Below are 22,668 nucleotides of genomic sequence, written 5' to 3'. Positions count from 1 at the left end.
TAGGTATGCAATAATTCCGTACCAATAGATACCCACGGTAATGGCGCATTCGTTTTAGGATGGAATGTAGAAATTTATCCACTGGATGGCCTTAAAAGCCGCTTGGTAAGAGCAGTAGGTTTTTGTGTATATTGGCTCACCAATTGGTAATACAGACTATGCCTAAAGACGAAGAGAGAGAACAACTGATCAAAAAACTGCGGGAAATCAACCAGCCCGAAGCCTGCCGTATCTTTTTCAAATTGCTCCACGACCTGATTGAGTACCATAGTCTTTCTGAAAATGATAACCGTCTGGCCATCGTAGTCCGCAAGGATAAAATGATATCGGCCAACGTAAATTCCAACATTGCTCTGGCCATCCGGCGCGAAAAAGGCGTGCACCTTTTGCTACTGATTAAGCACGATGGCAGCATCCAACTCTCCGAATTAAATCAGTTTTCATTCGTCAATTTTACCAGAAGCAGCCGGTATATACACCTGCAGATCCCCTACGAGCAGAAACACTGGATCGAAAACCCGCTGGTCCAGAAGGCATGGCAGGACTGCATCAATGAAATAGCCGAAAAGATGGCCCAAAGCCCTAAGCGGGACCACCACAACGACTCGGCTTACCGGGCCGCCATGGACGAAGCTTTTCGGGGTGAACTACTCATGCGGGTAAGTAATCCAGCCAGTACCGACGACGATCGAGCTGCCAGTCAGGTAGAAGAGCGCAGCGAAAGCTATGTTTCGTCCAAGACCCGAACCCAACTCAGTATCCCGCTCAACTACATCCTGTTTGGCCCGCCGGGCACGGGCAAAACCTACCGTTTACAGCAGCTGATGCAGGAGGTGAAAAGCCACTACTCCGTTACGTTCCACCCCTCATTTAGCTACGAGGAGTTTATGGAAGGTATCCGACCCGAGGTAGTTGGTGGTCAGGTAAGCTACCAGATCAAAAAGGGCATTTTCTACGAAGCCTGTCTGGAGGCGCTTCGCAAAGCAGGTTACAGTTCTTTTGAGGGCTGCCTGAGTGATACCTCTGACAACCGACGCCAGCGCTTTGCCGAAGCCGAACCGGTGCTGCTGGTGATTGATGAAATCAACCGCGCCAACGTGTCAGCCGTACTGGGCGAACTGATCACCCTGCTTGAACCGGACAAAAGGTTGGGAAGTACCTATGAGCAGAGTGTTCAGCTTCCCTACTCGCGGGGCCGCTTTGGCATACCGGCCAACCTCTATGTAGCCGGAAGTATGAATACAGCCGATCGCTCCATCGCCCTGCTGGATACGGCCCTGCGTCGCCGTTTTGACTTTGAAGAGTATGCTCCCGAACCGGAGCTACTGGCCGGACGTACTATTGAGGGCATAGACTTGCGGCAGCTTTTAGCCACCATCAACCAGCGCATCGAAGCCCTCTACGACCGGGATCATACGCTGGGGCACGCTTATCTGTTGCCGGTCCAGTCGTACGCGGGGCTGTGTGAGGTATTCAGAATGAAGATCATCCCCCTGCTTCGGGAGTACTTTTATGACGACTGGGAAAAAATACAGCTTGTACTGGGCGACAACATACGTTGGGGAAAATCGTTTAATGAGCAACTGGTGCGCCGTATTACCCTGCCCGAGCGCGAGCTCTTTGGTGAAGAAGTCCTTCATCACAACGAGCCTTACCTGTACGAAATCAACCCTTTCCTGACCCGAAAGGAGTACGATCAGGTACCTAAAGAAGCATTTCTGTACATATACCAAAAACCTGTCAGCTAGTATGCGTCCACCTGTCCATTTACTGTACGCCATCCTTTTCTTTGGCATAACCACAAGCGGATGGGCACAAAGTACAGCTCCTCGCGCTATTTCTTTCTCTGGCGGTTACAGCATTCCCATCGGCAAATTTGCCAGCAAGCAGTTCAGCGACCCGGAAGCGGGTCTGGCGGGTTCAGGATACTTTGGTGAGCTTAGCTACGAACAACGTTTTAGCTCCTGGTTGGGTGTACGCCTGTCAGGAAGCCTGAATATAAACAAAACCAACGCGGATCCCCTCATAGAACAATACAGTATTCTGCTCCCCAACAGGGATACCTATACCTGGCAGACCGATGTAACCAAGTGGCTTTTTGGTTCGGTACTGGCTGGCCCTGCGGTGTATCTTCGCACGGGTCCTGTCATGCTGGAAGGGCACGTACAGCTAGGAGTGGCATTTGCCAGATCACCGGGGCTATCGGTTATTGGCACCTCCTCCACGGGGCGTAATCCGGTGGAGGCCCGGGTAGCACAAGGCAGTACTAAAGCGTTGGGGTATGGCGCTGGGGGTAGTGCTAGTGTACCTATATCGAACCGGCTCCGTTTCCAGATCACAGGCCAATGGATCGGTTCCAATATGTACTTTAAAGATGTACCGACTTACGCAATAGTAGGCGATATAGGCCCTATCAAATCCCTACAGAGCAAGTGGCGCTTTATAGGAGTACTCAATACCGGAGCGGGGCTGGTCTTTGAGTTCTAAATTATCCTTATCTATAAAATGTATTGGTTTAGCCATCCAGCAGCCCTGTATCCACTTTCTGCGTTTGCTCATGCTCCCACAGTTCCTGCGTTGGATCAATCACCAGCCACAGCAGACTGCTGAAGCCGAGCAGGGTACCTATGATGTAGAGCGGATAGTTGTAGTCACCGGACAGATCCACAATTCTCCCAAAGAACACCGCCAGAAAAAAGCCTCCCAACTGCCCGATCATATTCATGGTACCGGACACCGTTCCGGCCCGGCTTTTACCAATATCCACACATACCGCGAAGGATACGGGTAAGGTCAGGTCTTTAAACAGCATCCCCGCCGACAGCAGATAGGCCGCCGTAAGGTTATCTTCTGAAAGAGCCGAAACCCACATCACCAGGCTCGACAAACCCATGCCTACCATTCCTACACTGGCCCGGCCTATGCGCAACCCGAAGCGCTTCACCAGCCAGTCGCTGATAAAGCCTCCCATGAAACACCCGATAGCTCCTGAGATGAAAGGAAGTGTGGTAAAGAACTGCATTTCATTTTCGGTAAATTGGCGCCCCTCCTGCAGGTAGATGGGTAACCAGCTGTAAAAGAAGTACGCTCCGTACATGTAGAAGTGGAACATCAGTACGAGCGCCCATAGGTTGCGACTCCGCAGCAGGGCGCCCCATGCCAGTCCGTGCGCCTGTACGCGAAAGCGCCGATGCTCCTGAATGTAGGCCAGTTCATTTTCGGAGATGCCCTTTTTCTCGCGCGGAAAGTCTCTGAACCACTGGTACCACACCACTGCCCACACCACCCCAATCAGACCCATTACCCAGAACGATGCCCGCCAGCCCAGTGAAGCCGCCAGCGGTACCACCACCAGAGGAGCCAAAGCACCGCCCAGTCGCCCTGCCGCCCATATAAAAGCCTGCGCCCGCCCCGTCTCGACGGCTGGAAACCAGCGGGCGATGACAATGGAGCTATTGGGATAAGCCCCCGCCTCGCCCATTCCGAACAGGAAGCGAATAGCAATAAGCATGATGAGTCCAGAAGCGACACCAGTGAGCGCGGTAAATACCGACCACCACAATACCACCCGCAGCAAGACCTTTCGTGGCCCTAACCAATCACCGAGGGCACCGGTAGGTACTTCAAACAGGGCATACGCCAGCGAGAAAGCTCCCAGTATCCAGCCGAACTGCTCATTGGTCAGGTCCATGTCATCTTTCATCCGCTTACCCACTACCGATATACACACCCGGTCGAGGTAGGTAATCATGGAGAGCGAAAACAAGAAGATCAGCACTCGGTAGCGGTACAGCATAGGTATCAGGTCAGATTAAGGGAGGCAGAGAATAGGGCAGAACATGATCGAGTGGCGAGGTACCGGAAGTACCTGCTCCCCAAATCTCTAATATCTTTATTTTTTCCAAAACTAAATACGTCGAATCCTTATAGTTTTTGGCCCGCTTCGTCCTGACAGCCTACGAATTACTATATTTGCAGCCGGATTGGCCACTTGTAAGGCCTGGTCTGAAGCTATTTTTTCATTTCGCTATCAGTAATTAATGAAAGTTCTCAAATTTGGCGGTACGTCGGTCGGTACGGTTGACAGCATCAAGCAGGTAATCAGTATTCTGGAAGATAATCTTGCGCAGGGTGAGCGCATTGCGGTGGTATTCTCAGCGATGGGAGGCGTCACGAACCGGCTCATCGAGATAGGCCGAATGGCCGCCGCCGGAAATGGGGAGTACCTTGATCTGATGAAAGCGGTAGAAGAAAGACACTTCACTACCATCCGCGGACTGATCGGTGTAAAAAGCCAGAGCAGTACCTTTGCCACCGTCAAAGGGCTGGTGAACGAACTGGAAGACTTGCTTCGCGGGGTGTACCTTATCCGCGAACTTACCCCACGTACCCTCGACCTGATCATGAGCTTTGGGGAGAGGCTGTCTACGACTATCATTACCGAAGCCCTCAAGCACAGAGGAGTAGCTGCAGAATACTGCGACGCACGTCTGATGGTCAGGACTAACGCCTACTTTGGTATGGCCGAGGTAGACTTCGCCACTACGGATCGCCTTATTCTTGAGCACTTTGCCAAGAGCAGCGCCCTACAGTGCATTACTGGTTTTGTGTCCTCTACGGCGGATGGAATCACGACCACACTCGGACGCGGAGGCTCGGACTACACGGCTTCTATCTTTGGAGCAGCCCTCGATGCCGAAGTCATTGAAATATGGACGGACGTAGATGGCATGATGACGGCCGATCCGCGTAAGGTACCTAATGCTTTTACGATTCCTTCGATTTCGTACGCTGAAGCCATGGAACTGTCGCACTTCGGGGCTAAAGTAATTTATCCCCCTAGCTTACAGCCGGCTTTTGCCAAAAATATACCTCTTAAAGTACTTAACACCTTTAATCGCGATTTTGAAGGCACCCTCGTTAGCCGTACAGCTAACAGCAAAGACTACGCCTACGCTATCACAGGTATATCATCCATTGATGATACCGCTATGGTCAACGTACAGGGTAGTGGTATGATCGGGGTGGCTGGTATATCGGCCCGCCTGTTTACGGCGCTTTCTGTCAATAATATAAGTGTTATTCTGATCTCACAGGCTTCATCGGAGCACTCTATCTGCTTCACTATCGACCCCCGCAACTCTGACCGGGCGCGTGAGGTACTGGAGAAAGAATTTGAAGCTGAAATTGCCACCGGAGATATTGACAGCATCAGTATCGAGAAGAATGTTTCTATCGTGGCTATTGTGGGTGAAGGGATGAAGAAGAGTACCGGTGTATCCGGCAAGCTCTTCTCAGTACTTGGAAAAAACGGTATCAACGTGATAGCTACCGCTCAGGGATCATCTGAGTTGAATATATCAGTAGTTATCTCCAAGAATGACCTGTCGAAAGCGCTAAACGCTATACACGGGGTTTTTTTTCAGTCCGAGACCCGCTCCCTCAACCTCTTCATAGTGGGTGTCGGACTGATAGGTAGTACCCTACTCAAGCAGCTCTGCGACCAGGAAAAATACCTCCGCACCGAAAAACTGCTGATCGTGAATGTCATAGGCTTGTCCAATACCAGGAGAATGCTGCTTTACCCGGAAGGCGTTTCGCTGAAAGACTGGCGTGACCAACTGGCCGAACAGGGCGTCAAAACCAGCCTGCCTGCCTTTGTACAGCGTATCAAGGAGCTGAACCTGCCCAACAGTGTATTTGTGGACTGTACCTCCGATAAGGACATAGTACGCTACTACGAAACGCTCCTCGACGCCAGCATTTCGGTAGTAACTCCCAACAAGGTGGCCAACTCCGGACGTTACGACGAGTACCTGCGCCTGCAGCGGACAGCCCTGCAGCGGGGGGTGAAGTTCCTCTACGAAACCAACGTAGGAGCCGGACTACCCATTATAAATACCATTCAGGGACTGATGGCCAGCGGTGATAAGTTTCTGAAGATAGAAGCTATTGTCTCCGGTACCCTTTCCTACATATTCAACAACTTCAAGTCCGGTGTCCGCTTTGTGGATGTGGTGCGTGATGCCAAAGCCAAAGGCTATACCGAGCCTGATCCGCGCGACGACCTGAGCGGTACCGACGTAGCCCGTAAGATCCTGATCCTGTCGCGTGAAGTAGGTGTACCCCTCGAACCGGAAGATGTCAGCGTAGCCCAGCTACTTCCCGATAATTGTCTGAAAGCCCCCAGCGTGGAAGCTTTCTTCGCTGAGCTGGAAGCCTCCAACGAGTATTTTGAAGGGCTATTAGCCAGTGCTCAGGCTAAGGGTGAAGTACTCAGGTACATAGCAACCCTTGAAGATGGTGAAGCAAAAGTAGAGCTACGTACCGTAGGGCCGCAGCATCCCTTCTATACTTTATCCGGCAGTGATAACATTGTATCATTCACAACGGAGCGCTATAAGGATCGTCCCCTGGTTGTAAAAGGCCCCGGTGCGGGTGCCGAGGTTACAGCTTCGGGCGTATTTGCCGACATTATGAGTATCAGTAGCTATCTGGGGTAATAGAGCAGACCTGACCAAACACATGAATTACATAAAAGCCTTCGCCCCCGCTACCGTTGCCAACGTAGCCTGCGGATTTGACATATTTGGCTTTGCCGTGGATGAACCCGGCGATATCGTAGAGGTACGTCGGCGCGATGAGCCCGGTATTGTCATTGCTGACATAACGGGTGACGAAGGCCGGCTTCCCCGCGATGCCTCGCGTAACGCCGTGACGGTAGTGATGCAGCACTTCCTGAATAAGCTGAATCGGCTGGACGTAGGCTGTGAGGTAACGCTTCATAAAAACATGCCGCTAGGCAGCGGTATGGGGTCCAGCGCGGCCAGTGCCGTAGCCGGTGTGTTTGCCATTAACGAGCTGCTTGATCAGCCCTTTACGCGTGAGCAACTCCTACCCTTTGCCATTGAAGGTGAGCGCATCGCCTGCGGATCAGCCCACGCTGATAACGTGGGTCCTTCGCTGCTGGGTGGCTTTGTCGTGATCCGGAGCTATAATCCGCTGGATGTATTCACCGTTCCGGTACCCTCTAGCCTGCACTGTACGCTGGTACACCCCGATATTGAAGTCAATACCAAAGATGCCCGTTACATCCTTCGCAACGAGGTATCGCTCAAAAATACCATTTCACAAATGGGTAATGTAGCCGGACTCATCACCGGACTCATGAAGGAAGACTTCGATCTGATCAGCCGTTCTATGGTTGATGTGATCATTGAGCCCGTGCGCGCTATCCTGATCCCGGAGTTCAACGAGGTAAAGCAGGCCGCTATTGACAACGGAGCCCTTGGGTGCAGCATTTCGGGTGCGGGTCCCTCTATGTTTGCTCTAAGCCGAAGCCGCAGCGACGCTGAGCGCATTGGCAAGGCTATGCAGAACGCCTTTGAGCAGGCTGGTATCGGCAGTAAGATGCACGTTTCGGCTATTAATAAGGAAGGCCCTAAGCTATTGGAAAAGAATTAAGTATATAGCCATATAGTCTAATCCAGAGGCTAAAAAGCTCTATTAAACGATCCGGCAACTGAACTTTACTCTCCAAAAAAAAGTTATTACTACTGAAGGTAAGACGAATAATTGCTCAGACGATGGTAACAGTAACTGATAAGGCTAAAGATAAAATATTAGAACTCCGTAACGAGGAGGGCCGTGCGGACGTAAATCATATCCGCGTTGGTGTAGTAGGTGGTGGCTGCTCAGGCCTCATGTATAACCTTGAGTTCGATTCAGAGTACAAGCCTACTGACATGGTATTTGAAGACAAAGGCATCAAAATCGTGGTAGACAAAAAGAGTATCCTGTACCTGGCTGGTACCACGTTAGATTTTAGCGATGGCTTAAATGGCAAAGGATTCCAATTTGTCAACCCTAACGCTTCGCGTACCTGCGGATGCGGGGAAAGCTTCGCAGTATAAAATATTGGCCGGATCCATCCGGCGAGCTTTTTATTTTTGATTAAGTGTGATTTAAAGCGTCGCGAGCTTCCACGCGGCGCTTTTTTTTGTTGTCCGATTTTTAAATCTGGTAAACAACCTAATTAGCTTTAGGCATAAGTTTTTAACTTGCCGCTCCTTTTAGATATACACCCAAAATCACACATACGAATGAAACCTACACTTTTGATACTGGCCGCCGGTATGGGCAGCCGCTACGGAGGCATTAAACAACTCGATCAATTTGGCCCTAATGGGGAAACCATTATAGATTATTCTCTTTTTGATGCCATCCGGGGTGGCTTTGGCAAAGTAGTGTTTATAGTACGGGAAGAAATCAGAGATGAAATGGAGGCTGTATTTGCTCCCAAGCTACAGGGCCTGATTGACTATGACTTTGCTATACAGGGTATACAGTCGTACGTACCCGAAGATCTGGGCACCGTAGAGCGCACCAAACCCTGGGGTACCGGACACGCTATGCTTTGCGCCTGGGAACAAACCTCTACTCCTTTTGCTGTAATCAATGCCGACGATTTCTATGGTCGGGAAGCTTTTGCGACCATGGCGGAATTTCTTCAGAGCGATACCGACGATACACAACATGCTATGATTGGCTACGAGCTGAAGCGTACACTGTCCGAAAATGGTACTGTATCCCGCGGTGTATGCGTAGTGAATAGTGACGGTAACCTGTCGTCGGTAGTAGAGCGTACCAAAATATCCAGCGACCTCGGCAAGATCTACTTTGAGGAAGATGAAATCATGACCGAGCTTTCTGCCGAGACCATTGTATCCATGAATTTCTGGGGCTTCAAACCTTCTGTGTTCCCCATTACAAAGAACTTATTTGAGGCCTATGCCCGGGCTAATTTCACTACGCCTAAGGCTGAGTTTTATATTCCGTACATTGTCACGAATATGATCTTTAATGACTTAGGCAAATGCAGGGTCTTCACCAGCCAGTCCGATTGGTTTGGGGTGACGTATCCTGAAGATAAGCCTACTGTACAGGCCGCTCTTAGTGAACTACATACTTCGGGTAAGTACCCATCCAACCTCTGGTAAACCAGGGTTGGGTGAGTACCCAACCCTAACATTTTGCCCCTGGACTTGGATATATTTTATATCCTGATTCTATTTACACTATCAAATCATTCATCACCAACGATTCCAATGGCTTCTAAGCTTTCCTTAAAAGGTATTTTACTTTTTATAGTAACGGCATTTCCAATTGTATTTTTCTATTTTACTTTTTTTGAAATGTCCGTTAATATACCTTTTCAGGATGACTTTGACGCACTGCTGGAGCCTACGGTAAAAATTCTGAAAGGCAACTATGACGGGATCAGGGGCTTTTGGAACATCCTGTATACGCAGGATGACGAAAGGCGTATAGTCGTGGACCGTCTTGTATCCTACTGGGTATATCTGCTAAATGGTTCGCTGGATCTCAGAATCATGATGGTACTGGGTATCTCTACCTACTTGATCCTGCTAGGGCTGTTTATTAACTGGTTTCGTCAGGAAAACATTAATTGGCTCTACTTCCTGCCTATTCCATTTCTGCTGTTCACCCCGATCAACTATGGGGCTGTATACTGGGCTATGATTCCCATGCAGCATATAGCCGTATTTATCTGGTCTTTTCTGGCACTTTGGCTCTTATCCAGACATTCGGTAGGGTGGTTTGCACTAGGTATAGTTGCCGCTATCATAGCCTTGTACTCTGATGTTACCGGTACCTTTTTATTCCTGGCGGGTGCATTGGTACTGTTCGTCCAGAAGAAATTTAAGCGGCTGGGTGTGTGGGGTCTGGTCATGGGGCTGCTGGTATTTTACTACTACTACCAGCTAAAAGTACCTGACTTCCGTCCCCCCATCAGTGAAAACTTGAGGCACTTTGACTCGCTGCTCCAGATACTGGTCACCATGCCAGGGATGATTGTGGACATATTCCCTACCCTTTCTGATAAAATACGACTAGTAATAGCAGGGGTTGCAGGACTGATTATCCTGGCGCTGGTTATATGGCTATTCATACCATTCATAAAGAAGGTACTTATAAAGAAGCAGACACCTTACGCCAATGAGGTATGGGTATGGGGCTGTCTGGCCTTCTTATTTATTGTCTTTAGTGTGTTTGCGCTGGGTCGTGCCTCCGAAGGGGCCGGTTCTATCCTGACCAACCGCTATAAGCATATGTTTGTGTACTGGATCTTATTTATCTACCTCCTGTTACTCCGAACTCCAATCTTCCGGCACAATCCCAAAATACTTAGTACAGCAGGCCTGGGTATAGCGCTACTCTACTTTTTCAATGCCTACTTCCAGAACTGGGAAGCAGTGGATTACTACCGGAAAGTACTACTAACGGACGCCTACGAATGGAAAAACAACCGGGCTATTCCCTCCTCACCGATCTACGTCGCGGTAAGGAAGCCGGTAGATACCATTTATGAAGAATCGATAGCCACCGGGGTGTATGAGATGCCTTCGTTTTATTTTGAACGCCTGGCCAATGCTCCGATTAAGGGCAGTACACCGGTAGAGGTCGAGAACGGTCAGGATTTTATAACGTTTCGTTTCCCGGAAGTGAGCCGGGATCTGGGTAAAAATGAGGGAGCCTATGTAATCCTTCAGGCGGGGTCGGAGCTGCATTTCTTTCCCACCAAAAACAATCATCGTAGTGTACTGGGGGTACTACGTACAGGCCGATACTACCACGACGGAGCTACTTCTATTTCCATCCTGAAAAAGTACCTGAATGCTTCCCAGTTTAAGCTATACGCCGGAGTTATTAAAGACAATGAGTATTTCAGGTTATCTACCGGCGAGGAAATCACTTTATAGTACATACTAAAAGGTCTGTCTTTCGTTCTTAAAAAGCCCGGTTATGCCGGGCTTTTTTCACTTATCTAATCCAAAGAAACAGTTGATCTCCGAAAGCTTATCCTACCTTACCCCTACTCCTCCCTTATTCAGCTTTCAGGAGTGTCTGTGGTTTCTGGACCGGAACTACGACGATATCATGCACCGCATTTTGCCTGATGCCGTCATTAAACCCATCCGAATAGCCGGGCAGCCGGTTCTGGTAAAAATATCGCAAGTAGACAGTAACCTCCATATTGAGGTACTTCGAGGTACCATCACGGACGAAGCCGCCTTGATCCAATATGTACGGGACCTGTTTGATCTGGATACGGATCTGGCGCCTTTTTACAAGCTGCTCAGGTCAGACCAGGAGCTTGCTTTCATGGCAGATGAGTACTGCGGCCTGCGCCTGATTGGTATTCCTGACTTATTTGAGGCTCTCTGCTGGAGCATCATCGGGCAGCAAATCAACTTGTCCTTTGCCTATAAGTTAAAAAGGAGGCTGGTAGAAACCCTCGGAGAGCGGATAGACTGGCAGGATGAAACCTACTATCTCTTTCCGGAGCCCAGGCAGGTTGCTATGGTTGAGCCTGCTGCGCTACGGGAGCTTCAATTTTCGGAAAGAAAGGCCCAATACCTCATCACCATCGCCAGGGCTTTTAGTACCGGGGAGGTTTCAAAAGAGCAACTGAGTACCTTATCCACGCCCGAGGCTATGATCCGTCAGTTGACTTCGTATAAAGGCATCGGTGAGTGGACCGCTAACTATGCTCTTATGAAGTCACTGAAAGTAGCCACCTGCGTCCCTTACGGAGACGTAGGATTATACAATGCGTTGCATAAGGTAAAGGGGCTGGCACGGCGACCCGAGCGGGCAGAACTGGATCTGGTTTTTAGTAACTTCTGTGGCTGGGAAGCCTATCTTACCTTTTATCTCTGGCGTACCCTTAGCAAGCCTGACCTTCCCTCTGTGGCTCCTTAACATTTTTTTTATAGCTGATTGGGCAGATTTAATCAGATAACGTTGGGATACTATGGTAAAAGTGAGTTATTTACTACTTATAAATTTTTCAACTCTGACTATTGAACAACAGATTAGCGGATCTTTAAAACATTTCTTCTAAAGCTGACTTTATTATTTAGTGAAACACAATTGACAAAGGAATGACGGTATTACTCAACTTATCTACTCTTTTTGGTGCCCCAAAAATTAACTTTACCCAACTTGATGGTCTTACAAAAAGTGCCCCCGAGATTATAGTATGGGCCGCACCAGTCATGTTCTTCTTTGTGCTGATCGAGTGGTATATCTCTTATCGGCACGACAGACATCTGTACGACAAAAATGAGACTATTGGCTCTGTGTTGGTCGGAATTGGAAACGTAATAGTTGCTTTCCTCTTAAAATTCACGCTTTTTTCCATTATAGTCTGGATGTATAACCTAGTACCCTGGCGCATGCATTTTGCCTGGTGGACGTTTATACCCTGCTATGTATTCTTTGACTTGTGTAGCTACTGGGCTCACCGCATTTCGCACGAGCAACGGTTCTGGTGGGCTACGCATGTGGTACACCACAGCAGCGAAAACTACAACCTGACGGTATCATTCCGGTTAAGCTGGGTACAGCACCTGAAGCTGATCTTTTTCTTCCCCATTGCCATTATGGGTTTCCACCCCGTTATATTCTTTATTGTTAACCAGATAGCGGTTCTATTCCAGTTCTGGGTACATACAGAGTACATCCGCAAGTTGCACCCTGCCATCGAATACATCTTTGCTACCCCATCCAACCACCGGGTACACCACGGCTCACAGGAGAAGTACATCAACAAGAACTACGGCGCCACCTTTGTCCTTTGGGATCGGATGTTTGGTACCTACCAGGAAGAGGAAGAGCAGGCTATTTATGGTATTACCACTAGCTTAGAGCATAAGGCTAACCCAATCTACATCAATTTCCATGAGTACATGGATATCTGGGAGGATATGAAGAATGCCAAAGGGTTCAAAATGAAAATGTTTTATCTATTTGGAGATCCGATAGATGTGGCAAAAGCCAAAGAAGTTATTAACGGAAAGAAAAAGCCAGTACCTATCAAGGAAATAGGTCAGGAGGAATTCAAAGTAACTCCAAAAGCTTCATAACACAAAAAGGCGAGCTGGTTAATCGGCTCGCCTTTTTTACAGGTATTCACCTGCTACTTCTTCACCAGGGCATTCAGCATTCTCTCGGCTACAAACTTGTTACCGGCTTCGGTCAGGTGAACGCGGTCGGTGGTAAGGATGCCTGACTCCTTATTGTCAGGATTATTCTTTACCAGATAGTCCTGAAAATCTTTGCGTAGGTCCACCAGCGTCAGATTATGCTTATTCGCCAGGTCACGGATAAAACCGGCGTAGCGGTTGAGGTCGCCGTCCTGCTCATTGGAGTAGTCTGATTTCTCCCCAATGACCGAAGGTGTACTCAGGATAACACGGATATTATTGGCCTGTAGCTTTTTAATAATGGCTTCGTAAAACTTCACGTACTTATCCGGATCGGTACCGGTGCCGTGGGTACGCTTGTGCCATACATCGTTGATACCTACGTATACAACTACTACATCAGGATTTTTGGCCAGTACGTCCTCTTCCATGCGCAGGTACAGGTCGTATACTTTATTACCGCCTATGCCCGCCCCTATCAGTTCGTACTGATCGCTCAGGCCGCGTGCCTGCAGCATTTCCTTCATCTGAGAAATGTACCCTTTGGGCCCTACGCCCGCCTGAGTAATAGAGTCGCCAAAGAATACAACGCGGGTAGGCTTGGCCTGCTGCATGGCCAGCAGAGGTAACGTCATAAGTGCAATTCGTAGTAGCTTGTAAAAAGTCTGCATAAAGGTTGAAAATGGTTTTAAAATACAAAGAATCTCAGCCGCCGTACCTACCCTATCACTCTTCAAACCACCGCCTGAACTGCGGCGCCTTTTCCTTACTCACCGAAATAGTCTCATCAGGAGCGGCTGTCACGATTAACTCCAGTTTACCGGTATGATGGGTACGGTAGCCTTCCAGCGCCTCCTTCCTAATCGTATACTGACGACTGGCCCGAAAGAAATGCACCGGATCCAGTAGTTCGTCCAGCTCATCCAGCGAAGCGTAATCGGTGATGAGCCGCTGGCCTTCCAGAGTCACCAGCCAGATTACCTCATCACGAACAAAGAAAGCTACCCGCTCAGCCGGTACGGCCACGACCGTACGCTGGTGATGCGCCAGGAAGCGTTGCTTATAGGATTTGGAGGGACGGGTATCCAGCTGCTCGAGCAGATTGCTCAGCTGGGTCGGGAAATAATTGGACCGGTCGGTTCCCCGCCATCGGTGGTACTTGGCAAACGCCCGCTTCAGGTCCTCTTCGTGGATGGGTTTCAGTAAGTAGTCAATACTGTTGAGCCTGAAAGCCCGGATGGCGTAATCGTCGTAGGCCGTTGTGAATATAATAGGGCAGTCGGTGTCGACCTGGCGAAATATCTCGAAGCTTACTCCGTCCGACAACTGGATATCTGACAGGATCAGATCGGGGGTCTGGTTATTCCGGAACCAGCCGATAGCAGCCTCTACGCTTTCGAGCGGGCCATCCAGCCTCGCCTCGGGCTCAATCTGCCGTACGGTGTTCTGCAGGTTGCGAGCCACGAGAGGTTCATCTTCAATAATAAGTATATGCATAGAGGAAGTATTGGATTGGGTAAAGCATCAGAATGGTCCTTTGTTGGTAGTGCTGACCGCCCCTCTTTTTGTGCCCGGCATTTCACCACGTACAAGAGGTGTATCCAGCTTATTGCCACTAAACCAATCTGAATCAGCAGGCGTAAGATGGTCAGGTTGGGTATCGCCGGTCTGGTCCATCCAGTTCTTAAGTACCTGCTTCAGTTTTTGGAGTTCTTTATTGTGAACAGCCTGTTCAGCCAAGTTGGTCAGTTGATAAGGATCTTTGGCGCAATTATACAGTTCTTCGGCGGGTCTGGGTTGGATAAAATTATCCTGCTGCGCTTTGGTAAGCTCCCCAGTGTGATATCCTTTCACTAAATCCTGAAACGCTGGCGAACGATGAATGTCCGAAGCGGAAGAACTGGCAAACTGCGGGCGGCCATTGTAGATATAGAGCCAGTCTTTGGTCCGTACCATACGCTCGTATGCTTCGTAGTTGTGCCAGTTGTGCTCCGCAAACACATAGTTACGGAAGCTACTGCCGGGCTCCTTGAGTACTTTCGAAAAACTTTTTCCCTGAAATCCCGGGAGTACCGAAAGCCCCGCCAGTTCGAGTACGGTTGGGGCTATATCTATCACACTGATCAGGCTCTCCGATACCTGAGGTACTTGTGCCTTTATCCCCTTCTTCCATTTGACGATGAACGGAGTCCTGATTCCTTCGTCATAGAGGCGCGTTTTGTTTCGGGGAAAGGGGCGCCCGTTATCAGCCATTATTATAATCAATGTATTATCCAGTACGCCCTGTCTTGCAAGCTCCTCTTCCACTTCACCTATATAGGTATCAAAGCGGGTTATTTCGTCGTAGTACTGCGCCAGGTCCCTGCGGGTAGCGGGAGTATTGGCCATGTAGGGAGGGGGCGATATGGCATCAGGAGGGTTAGTGCCGGCGTACTGGTTTTCGCCCCATTCCCGATGCGCATCCAGAGCCGCAAACCACATAAAGAAAGGCTTCTCCCGCGGCCGGTCGCGCAGCACATTTACCCACTGCTCCTCCCCGCCATTCCCATTTCCTTTGGATTGTACCAAACTAAAATCTTTGACGGCATGGGGTCCCGAGTGCCATTTGCCGGCAGATACGCAGTGGTACCCGGCCTCTTTGAGAGCTCCCGGAAAGGTAGGTACTTCGGCGGGCAGTGGTGTATGTAGCTCAGCGGCACCTGTGTTGTGCGGGTACCGTCCCGACAGAATGCTGTTGCGGCTGGGGCTGCACGAGCTGGCCGTCAGGTACACATTGGTAAAGCGTAGCCCTTCCCTGGCTATACGATCAATATTTGGCGTTTTGACTTCTTTGTTGCCATAGCAGCCGAAATCATTCCAGCTTACATCATCCGCGATGAATATAACCACGTTAGGGCGCTGTTGAGCAATAACAGCCTGTACAGACAGTAGTACTATACCTACTATAATACCAAAGTACTTCATTCGTCGCTACATGTTAGTTTACATACTATAAGACTGTATAGCTGACTACTTACTACTAATCAATCAGTTCGATCATAGGTGTTTCGAGAGAGTACCGGAGCAGAAATGAGCGTCCGGGCGTTAGTTGCGGAGCCAGAGCCTGTGGTAGTCTCAGCCGACGTACCTGCTGCTGAATCAGAGCCAGTACCACCAGCTGATCATCTGCAACCTCTACCGATAGTACTTCCCCATAAAGCAGAGGCTCCTCGCTCAGGTCCTGATTGTGCGTATAGATTTCGCCGGGGCTCCCTACCTGTGCAATACGTCCGTCTTCGAGCCGGGCGACCCGATCGGCCAGCCTGAATATCTCCGCCAGATCGTGCGTGACCAGAATCATCATGAACCGGTACTGCCAGTGTAGGTCCAGCAGCAGGTCCTGCATCCGGTACCGCATGGAGCGATCCAGAGCAGCCATAGGCTCATCCAGGAGCAGTACCTGGGGCTTACGCACCAGCGCCCTCGCCAGTGCGACCCGCTGTTGCTGCCCTCCCGATAGCTGAGCCGGTTTTTGTCCGGCCAGCTCGGTAAGTTCTACGGCACGGAGTAGCTCATCTACTATGCCCTCATCCTGCCCCCTATCCAGCGCAAAGGCTAGGTTCTGGCGTACTGTCAGGTGGGGAAACAGGGCGTAATCCTGAAAGACAAAGCCTACCGGCCGCCGCTGGGGCGCTCTAAGTACTTGCCCCGTCGTATCGGTCCATACCTCACTACCGTACCGGACCAGTCCTGACTGCGGCTGAATCAGCCCTGCTACGATCCGGAGCAGGGTAGTTTTGCCAGCCCCCGAAGGACCCGTCAGCGCCAGTATTTCACCCGGCTTTACCGCCAGTGCCACCTCCATAGAGATCACCCCCTGGGCTGTACTCAGACTATGCCGGATCGATATGTCAAGCGGGGTGTCGGACACGCAGCAATCGGTTGTTGATCGTATAAATAATCGATAAAATTAAGAATGTTACCACAAAAAGCACGAGCGCGTACTGATTAGCCGCATCATAATTCAGCGCCTCTACCTCGTTGTAGATAGCTACGGAAGCTACCTTGGTCACACCGGGTATGTTGCCACCAATCATCAGTACTACCCCGAACTCCCCCACCGTATGGGCAAAGGTAAGTACCAACGCCGTCAGAATAGCCGATTTGCTATTGGGCAGCAGTACTTTAAAAAACGTAGTCCAGGCGCTTTTGCCCAGGGTATAGGAGGCTTCGCGCAGGGAAGCTGGTAACGACTGCAGACCCGCCTGCAGCGGATAGATCATGAAGGGCAAGCTATAAATAATGGAAGCAACGACCAGCCCCGGAAACGAAAATACCAGCCGCAGCCCCAAGGTACTCTCCAGCCACTGCCCAAAGGCCCGGGAAGGACTAAATGCCAGCAACAGGTAAAAGCCCAGCACCGAAGGCGGCAGCACCAGCGGCATACCGATAATGGCCTCCACCACCGACCGACCCTTAAACCGCGAATACGCCAGCCAGTACGCCATCGGCAACGCGATTACAAACAGGATCAGGGTAGTAAGGGTAGCCAGTCGTAAGGTAAGCCAGAGAGGTTCAGGATCCATGTAAGCTGCAGGTATAGGTTTGAAGTTAGCCTTATCAGGTACTTAGATATGCGCTACTCCACCGAATAGCCATACTTCCGAAAAATAGCTTTTGCTTTCCCGGAAAATAAAAACTCAAAGAAGTCACGGCTGGGCTGCGCTTTGAAGGAGTCTTCGCTGTGCCGGAGTAGTACGGCTGCCTGCTCAATGGGCTGGTAAGCTGAGCTATCTACCTTTACCCAATGTCCTTTGCCCTTCATCTCCGGCGAAAGTACTACCGACATAGCCGTAAAGCCGGCATCGGCCGCGCCGGAAGCAATGTACTGTGAGGTCTGAGCAATGCTTTCGCCGTATACCAGCTTATCCTTTACCTGCTCATAGATACCCGCTTTCTCCATAGCCTGTACGGCGGCTTCGCCATAAGGGGCAGTACGCGGATTGGCCAGCGCTACTTTCCGGATGGATTTATCAGCAAGTCTGTTTATAGAAAGGTCGATAGCCGTAGAATCCAGCGTCCAGAGTACCAGGGTACCTCGGGCATATACCCGTGGAGCCACATCACTGCCTCCGTTCTTATGAATTTCATTAGGATATTGGGTGTCTGCCGACACGAATACGTCAAACGGGGCGCCTTCGCGGATCTGGGCGGTGAGCTTGCCGGAGGAGCTTACTACCATTTCAACCTCAGTGTCTGACTCCTTCTCAAACTCCTCTTTGAGCTCCTGCATCACGTACTGCACATTGGCGGCCGTGGCTACCACTACTTTTTTATTAGGCTCGGTACAGCCTCCTAATCCTGTAAGTACTATTACTAGCAGCGCGATATATTTCATGAACCCTGATATACACCTCATACGTGTGAGGAAATGATATAGGGTAAAGGTAGCAAAGATTAAGAAATGTACGAATAGAAGGGCCGGATTGTACAAAGGCAAGATATACCGGCTCGTGGTACCTGGCAGCACAGACACGAGCCGGAAAGGGGGCTAGCCGCGCATCTCACTCATTACTTTCTGAAGGATCGTCACTACTTTCTCGGTCTGCTCCTTACTGGGGGTTGTGTCCCAGTTGCCTACGATGCCATTACTGCCCAGGTATATACCATCCTTGCGGGCGATGAAGTTGGCTCCTTTGGTATTGAACTTATACTGTACTTCGGTCTGCGGGATCAGGCAGGACAACTGCCCCGATACAGGCGTCAGCTCTTCGTCATTGAATACCGGCTTCGCCCCCAGCCCCATGCAGTTGACTACGACCTTTTCCGGTAGCGCGTCTATATCTTCCAGTTTTTTAATCTCGTGGATCTTTACCTTCCCGCCAAACATCAGGAAGTCGTTGAGGTGGTGACGCAGGTAAGTCGGGATGTTAAAGATCATGTTGGACCGGCGTGTTACGTACTCGGCCTTGAATGGATGCTCTTTCTGGCTGAGCCTTACCCGCTCCGGTATCAGGCCGGGTAGCTCATACACCTCTCCTCCGGCGGCTACCGCACCGCTTCGCGCGGGTTGCTCATCAAAGGCACTGTATTCCTCCACCCAGGCGGCTATATCATCCATCCCGAGCAGTAACTGGAACCGGCGGTGTGAAAACCGCGTAGCCTCCTCCCATACTGACCGAAACTCCGGCTTAGCCACTGTCGGATCGCATACGCGCGAAGCCGGTGACCAGGTACCCGTAGCCAGGTTGCTGGTAATGTTGGGAGGTACATCTTTGGTATAGATCGTAACCTCACAGCCGCTCTCCTGTAACAGCCGGGCCGTAGCTATGCCCACCGTACCACAGCCCAGTACCGCTATTTTTCGCTCCGGAGTCGCCAGTACTTTCTGCCGGGCTATGTTGCCCGTTCCCCACGATAGTGACCAGCCGCTCCCCCCGTGCCCGTAGTTGTGGACAATGGTTTTGTTGCCTAGTTGCTCCGTATCCAGCCGTGGTCCTGAGGCCCGAAACGGACGCAGCCCCACGGTCTCCTTCACAATCCGGTCCATGGATAGGCGTAGCTTGGGTATCTGGTGGTACCCCCGATTAATGTGAAAGTGCTTGTCCGCGAATTGGGATTGAGTTGTAGATGTACAGGATGACACGACACCTGTGGTCAAAGCCAGACTGCCTAATCCGGTTTTTTGAAAGAAGTCTCGACGATTCATAGCTGCATAATGGGGGTTAAACAGGGTTGATTCAGCCGAAATTTATAGACAAAGCCTGTTGACGTCAAACATTATTCTGAATATATTTACTATTGCAGAATATTATTTTAATTATTTAGATTTATTTACTATTTAAAATTTTAATAATCCTAATACACCAAACAAATGAAACACCTACTCTCACTTTTACTCATTTGTATTACCTGCATCAGTGGCAAAGCCCAAACCGTTGAATTTTATGGAGCACCTACTTCGCCCATTTCATCAGGAGCTATTATTCCGGAAGGCAAGAAGATGCTCTGGACCAGTGGCACGGTCGGAGGAGTGGTGGATAGTACCGCACAGGAAGGTACACCTGCCCGCTTTGGCGACACCAAAGCGCAGGCCCTGAATATACTCAACAATCTGCAAAAGACCCTGAAGGCAAAAGGGCTTAGCTTTAAGGATGTGCTGATGCTACGGGTGTACGTAGCACCAGACAAATGGAAGGGCACCCACGACTACCAGGGATGGTTCGAGGCGTACGCGCAGTATTTTGGAACAAAGGAAAATCCGGTGAAGCCCATTCGCTCCACCGTTGGAATTGCCAGTCTGGTGAGTCCGGAGAAATTTATCGAAATAGAACTGGTAGCGGTATATCCGTAGCCAGTCCTGTTTCAGCTCTCCCTTTTGATGATACGGAACGCGGCTATAAACCATAGTACCATACCTACCGCCATGAGCGTCTTGTTCTGATCTTGAGTAATAGTACCCGCAAAAGACAGCATGGAGGGTATGATGGTCAGCCCCAAACCCAGGGCACCGAGTATATAAGCTAGTGTTTTAGGCAAAGTCATAGGGAGTACTATTTGAGGGATTACCAACTTATTTTATACAACATCTACGGTTTGGGATACATTAGCAGACTGGAACACCTTGCTCATTGCCAGGTATAATCCTACGGCCACAAACCAGCCCGGTAGTCCCAGGAAGAATATTTCAATTCCGAAAATCCAGTTCAGGACCAGGCAGAATGCCAGCGTCAGTACCCAGGTCAGTCCGGCGGCCCAGTTGATATGTAATCCTTTCTTACGGGCGTATTCCTCACTCAACCCGAGCCGCGGCAGCAGGTATACATCCGAGAAGATGATAGCTCCCATCGGCATCAGCAGCAATCCGTACAGGGCCACAAAGTCCAGCAGGCGCATTACCAGCGCCGGAAACATGGCCGCCGAGGTAGTGATCAATCCTACTAATAGAGTAATTTTCCAGGTCTTCCACTTGGGATACCACGACTGCAGGGCCAGACCAGCCCGATAGATGGTAGGGTTGGCCGTAGTCCAGCCCGCTATTACTACACAGATCACACCCGCCAGTCCGGCCGCGTAGTAGGCTACCGGCCCAGGCGAGAACTCGAGCTTATTAGCTGCCTGCTGTAAGAAAATAGCGTAAAGGATACCCGATGCTCCCCAGGCTATATAATGCCCCAGGAACATACCAGCTCCTGACGTGAATCCGGCTTTCCAGCTACGGGCATAACGTAGTACCGACATATCAGCCATACCGATGTGCATAGCCATATTACAGAACCAGGCAAAAAACATAACGTGCCAGAAGGTAAACTTTGACTGCCCTTCCAGAGGTACTCCGGTCCAGATCTTGTCGTTAGCCACACTCCAAAAGTCACCTATTGAAGTAACACCCGCTTCGGGTAACACAGCCACTGCCGCCGCCACAAACACCAGGAACAACCAGGGTGCCGCCAGATTGGCCACATAAGACACCAGGTCGTAACCAAGCATGGCTATAACAGTAGTCACCAGCCCTACCACCAGTACTATAGCCACCCATAGGGCACTATTAGGTAGGACATCCTGCAGCGTAGGCAGTGGCAGGTTGAAGGGTATACCCACCGCCGTAGCGGATACTGCGATCATGGAGCCCGCCAGGAAGCAGAACATCAGCGCGTTGACCAGGTTATATACCTTGGTTAGCCGCGGACCACATATTTTTTCAAGCTTAAAGTACAACGTAATACGCTCCTTGATGGCGATGGGTGCACAAAGGAAAGCCCAGCTAAGCACCGCCAGTATATTACCTATCAGTAACCCCAGTACAAGATCACCGGCGCTTACCCCGTGCGCTACAAACAGCGGCCCAATTACAAACTCAGTACCTGCGGTATGCTCCCCTGCATATAGTCCCAGAAAACTTTTACTACTGCGCAGCTTTCGCTCCGGTACTCGTTCGCGCTCATACTCTTCAACGGCATTTAACTTATCAGTAAACTGAGACAGGTTCATGGGCAATCAGGAGGTTAAGAGTTAACTAATGGATTCAACCGTAAGTCGGGCAGTGGGTAAGATAAGCCTTACGAGAGCTGTACCTTTTACACAAAGCCAACTAATCTAAAATTTTCCTTTCGAAGTACTATTTCTTTTTGGGAATAACTTTCCTGTGGTGTCATGCAAGGCAACTGTTGGCTGCCTATCTCATTAATATGATAACCATTGATGATATTTGCTTTGGAAAATTTTTATCTCTCAACTACCCGCCCATGCGTACTATACTACTGCTTTTTCTGTCAAACCTGTTTATGACTACGGCCTGGTACTGGCACCTTAAGTTCCGGGAGACGGACCTTTGGAAGGTAATCCTGATTAGCTGGCTGATAGCCTTTGTGGAGTACTGTATAGCTGTACCCGCAAACCGGATCGGGTCGTACAGCTTCAATGCCTTTGAACTAAAAACGATTCAGGAAGTAGTGAGTCTGGCGGTGTTTGTGGCTTTTGCCGTCTTTTATCTGAAAGAGCCCGTGCGGTGGAACTACCTAGTAGGATTCGGGTTGATCGTGCTGGCGGTGTACTTTATATTCAAGAAGTGGTAGTACAGACCTACATAGAGTAGTCTCCTTTCTAAACTTTAATTAAAAAAAATTGCTCTTGCCTTCTGTAGAAGACAAGAGCAATACAATGACATCAGGTACCT

At 49.9% G+C, this 22,668-nt stretch carries 21 protein-coding genes; 11 read left to right on the top strand and 10 right to left on the bottom strand.

All coding sequences use genetic code 11. The features are described 5' to 3' along the window. Positions 1–158: 158 nt before the first annotated feature. Complete coding sequence (locus JUB14_RS24600; protein ID WP_207509516.1) at positions 159–1,748, top strand: McrB family protein; 1,590 nt, start codon at positions 159–161, stop codon at positions 1,746–1,748. A gap of 1 nt (position 1,749) precedes the next feature. Further along, complete coding sequence (locus JUB14_RS24595; RefSeq protein ID WP_207509515.1) at positions 1,750–2,487, top strand: hypothetical protein; 738 nt, start codon at positions 1,750–1,752, stop codon at positions 2,485–2,487. A 28-nt stretch (positions 2,488–2,515) separates the two neighbouring features. On the opposite strand, the gene JUB14_RS24590 is transcribed toward JUB14_RS24595, so the two are convergent. Next, the gene (locus JUB14_RS24590; RefSeq protein WP_207509514.1) at positions 2,516–3,796 is read right to left on the bottom strand and encodes an MFS transporter; all 1,281 of its coding nucleotides are present in this window, start codon (positions 3,794–3,796) and stop codon (positions 2,516–2,518) included. Positions 3,797–4,040: 244 nt separating this feature from the next. Here JUB14_RS24590 and thrA point away from each other — a divergent pair, with 244 nt between their 5' ends. From thrA to JUB14_RS24555, 7 genes are all read left to right on the top strand, one after another. Continuing rightward, positions 4,041–6,503 (top strand): bifunctional aspartate kinase/homoserine dehydrogenase I, encoded by a 2,463-nt coding sequence (gene thrA / locus JUB14_RS24585; RefSeq protein WP_207509513.1) that lies wholly within the window; start codon positions 4,041–4,043, stop codon positions 6,501–6,503. A 22-nt stretch (positions 6,504–6,525) separates the two neighbouring features. Beyond that, the gene (locus JUB14_RS24580; RefSeq protein ID WP_207509512.1) at positions 6,526–7,464 is read left to right on the top strand and encodes a homoserine kinase; all 939 of its coding nucleotides are present in this window, start codon (positions 6,526–6,528) and stop codon (positions 7,462–7,464) included. Between the two features lie 122 nt (positions 7,465–7,586). Further along, the gene (locus tag JUB14_RS24575) at positions 7,587–7,913 is read left to right on the top strand and encodes a HesB/IscA family protein (RefSeq protein ID WP_207509511.1); all 327 of its coding nucleotides are present in this window, start codon (positions 7,587–7,589) and stop codon (positions 7,911–7,913) included. A gap of 189 nt (positions 7,914–8,102) precedes the next feature. Then, positions 8,103–8,999 (top strand): nucleotidyltransferase family protein, encoded by an 897-nt coding sequence (locus JUB14_RS24570; protein ID WP_207509510.1) that lies wholly within the window; start codon positions 8,103–8,105, stop codon positions 8,997–8,999. Positions 9,000–9,194: 195 nt separating this feature from the next. Next, the gene (locus tag JUB14_RS24565) at positions 9,195–10,784 is read left to right on the top strand and encodes a hypothetical protein (RefSeq protein ID WP_207509509.1); all 1,590 of its coding nucleotides are present in this window, start codon (positions 9,195–9,197) and stop codon (positions 10,782–10,784) included. 43 nt (positions 10,785–10,827) lie between these two features. Continuing rightward, positions 10,828–11,787 carry a DNA-3-methyladenine glycosylase family protein gene (locus JUB14_RS24560; protein ID WP_207509508.1) on the top strand — a complete coding sequence of 320 codons (960 nt, stop codon included), beginning with the start codon at positions 10,828–10,830 and terminating at the stop codon, positions 11,785–11,787. Between the two features lie 182 nt (positions 11,788–11,969). Then, entirely contained in the window at positions 11,970–12,953 is a 984-nt protein-coding gene (locus tag JUB14_RS24555; RefSeq protein WP_207509507.1) for a sterol desaturase family protein, read from the top strand. 53 nt (positions 12,954–13,006) lie between these two features. Here JUB14_RS24555 and JUB14_RS24550 read toward each other — a convergent pair whose 3' ends face one another. The 7 genes from JUB14_RS24550 to JUB14_RS24520 all read right to left on the bottom strand — a co-directional run bounded on the left by JUB14_RS24550 (position 13,007) and on the right by JUB14_RS24520 (position 19,701). Further along, positions 13,007–13,684 carry an SGNH/GDSL hydrolase family protein gene (locus tag JUB14_RS24550; RefSeq protein WP_207509506.1) on the bottom strand — a complete coding sequence of 226 codons (678 nt, stop codon included), beginning with the start codon at positions 13,682–13,684 and terminating at the stop codon, positions 13,007–13,009. Between the two features lie 55 nt (positions 13,685–13,739). Further along, positions 13,740–14,510 (bottom strand): LytR/AlgR family response regulator transcription factor, encoded by a 771-nt coding sequence (locus tag JUB14_RS24545; protein ID WP_207509505.1) that lies wholly within the window; start codon positions 14,508–14,510, stop codon positions 13,740–13,742. Between the two features lie 27 nt (positions 14,511–14,537). Next, the gene (locus JUB14_RS24540) at positions 14,538–15,977 is read right to left on the bottom strand and encodes a sulfatase family protein (RefSeq protein WP_207509504.1); all 1,440 of its coding nucleotides are present in this window, start codon (positions 15,975–15,977) and stop codon (positions 14,538–14,540) included. 55 nt (positions 15,978–16,032) lie between these two features. Then, complete coding sequence (locus JUB14_RS24535) at positions 16,033–16,923, bottom strand: ABC transporter ATP-binding protein (protein ID WP_310586195.1); 891 nt, start codon at positions 16,921–16,923, stop codon at positions 16,033–16,035. After that, entirely contained in the window at positions 16,904–17,578 is a 675-nt protein-coding gene (gene modB, locus JUB14_RS24530; RefSeq protein ID WP_207509503.1) for a molybdate ABC transporter permease subunit, read from the bottom strand. The genes JUB14_RS24535 and modB overlap by 20 nt, the downstream gene beginning before the upstream one ends. 53 nt (positions 17,579–17,631) lie before the next feature. Next, positions 17,632–18,390, bottom strand: a complete 759-nt coding sequence (gene modA, locus JUB14_RS24525) for a molybdate ABC transporter substrate-binding protein (RefSeq protein WP_207509502.1) — start codon at positions 18,388–18,390, stop codon at positions 17,632–17,634. Positions 18,391–18,543: 153 nt separating this feature from the next. Then, positions 18,544–19,701 (bottom strand): FAD-dependent oxidoreductase, encoded by a 1,158-nt coding sequence (locus JUB14_RS24520; protein WP_207509501.1) that lies wholly within the window; start codon positions 19,699–19,701, stop codon positions 18,544–18,546. Between the two features lie 165 nt (positions 19,702–19,866). Between JUB14_RS24520 and JUB14_RS24515 the strand changes: the two genes are divergently transcribed. Then, the gene (locus JUB14_RS24515; RefSeq protein WP_207509500.1) at positions 19,867–20,346 is read left to right on the top strand and encodes a RidA family protein; all 480 of its coding nucleotides are present in this window, start codon (positions 19,867–19,869) and stop codon (positions 20,344–20,346) included. 11 nt (positions 20,347–20,357) lie between these two features. On the opposite strand, the gene JUB14_RS24510 is transcribed toward JUB14_RS24515, so the two are convergent. After that, positions 20,358–20,537: a hypothetical protein gene (locus tag JUB14_RS24510; RefSeq protein ID WP_207509499.1), complete on the bottom strand. Its 180-nt coding sequence runs from the start codon at positions 20,535–20,537 to the stop codon at positions 20,358–20,360. Positions 20,538–20,570: 33 nt separating this feature from the next. Then, positions 20,571–21,983, bottom strand: a complete 1,413-nt coding sequence (locus tag JUB14_RS24505; protein ID WP_207509498.1) for a purine-cytosine permease family protein — start codon at positions 21,981–21,983, stop codon at positions 20,571–20,573. A gap of 254 nt (positions 21,984–22,237) precedes the next feature. On the opposite strand from JUB14_RS24505, the gene JUB14_RS24500 reads away from it, so the two are divergent. Continuing rightward, entirely contained in the window at positions 22,238–22,567 is a 330-nt protein-coding gene (locus JUB14_RS24500; RefSeq protein WP_207509497.1) for a DMT family protein, read from the top strand. Positions 22,568–22,668: the final 101 nt, after the last annotated feature.

This window comes from Telluribacter humicola (assembly GCF_017355935.1).
In the GTDB taxonomy this organism is placed as follows: Bacteria; Bacteroidota; Bacteroidia; order Cytophagales; family Spirosomataceae; genus Telluribacter; species Telluribacter humicola.
The sequence above is the reverse complement of the archived record's forward strand: the minus strand, read 5'-3'. Positions and strand labels throughout refer to the sequence as shown.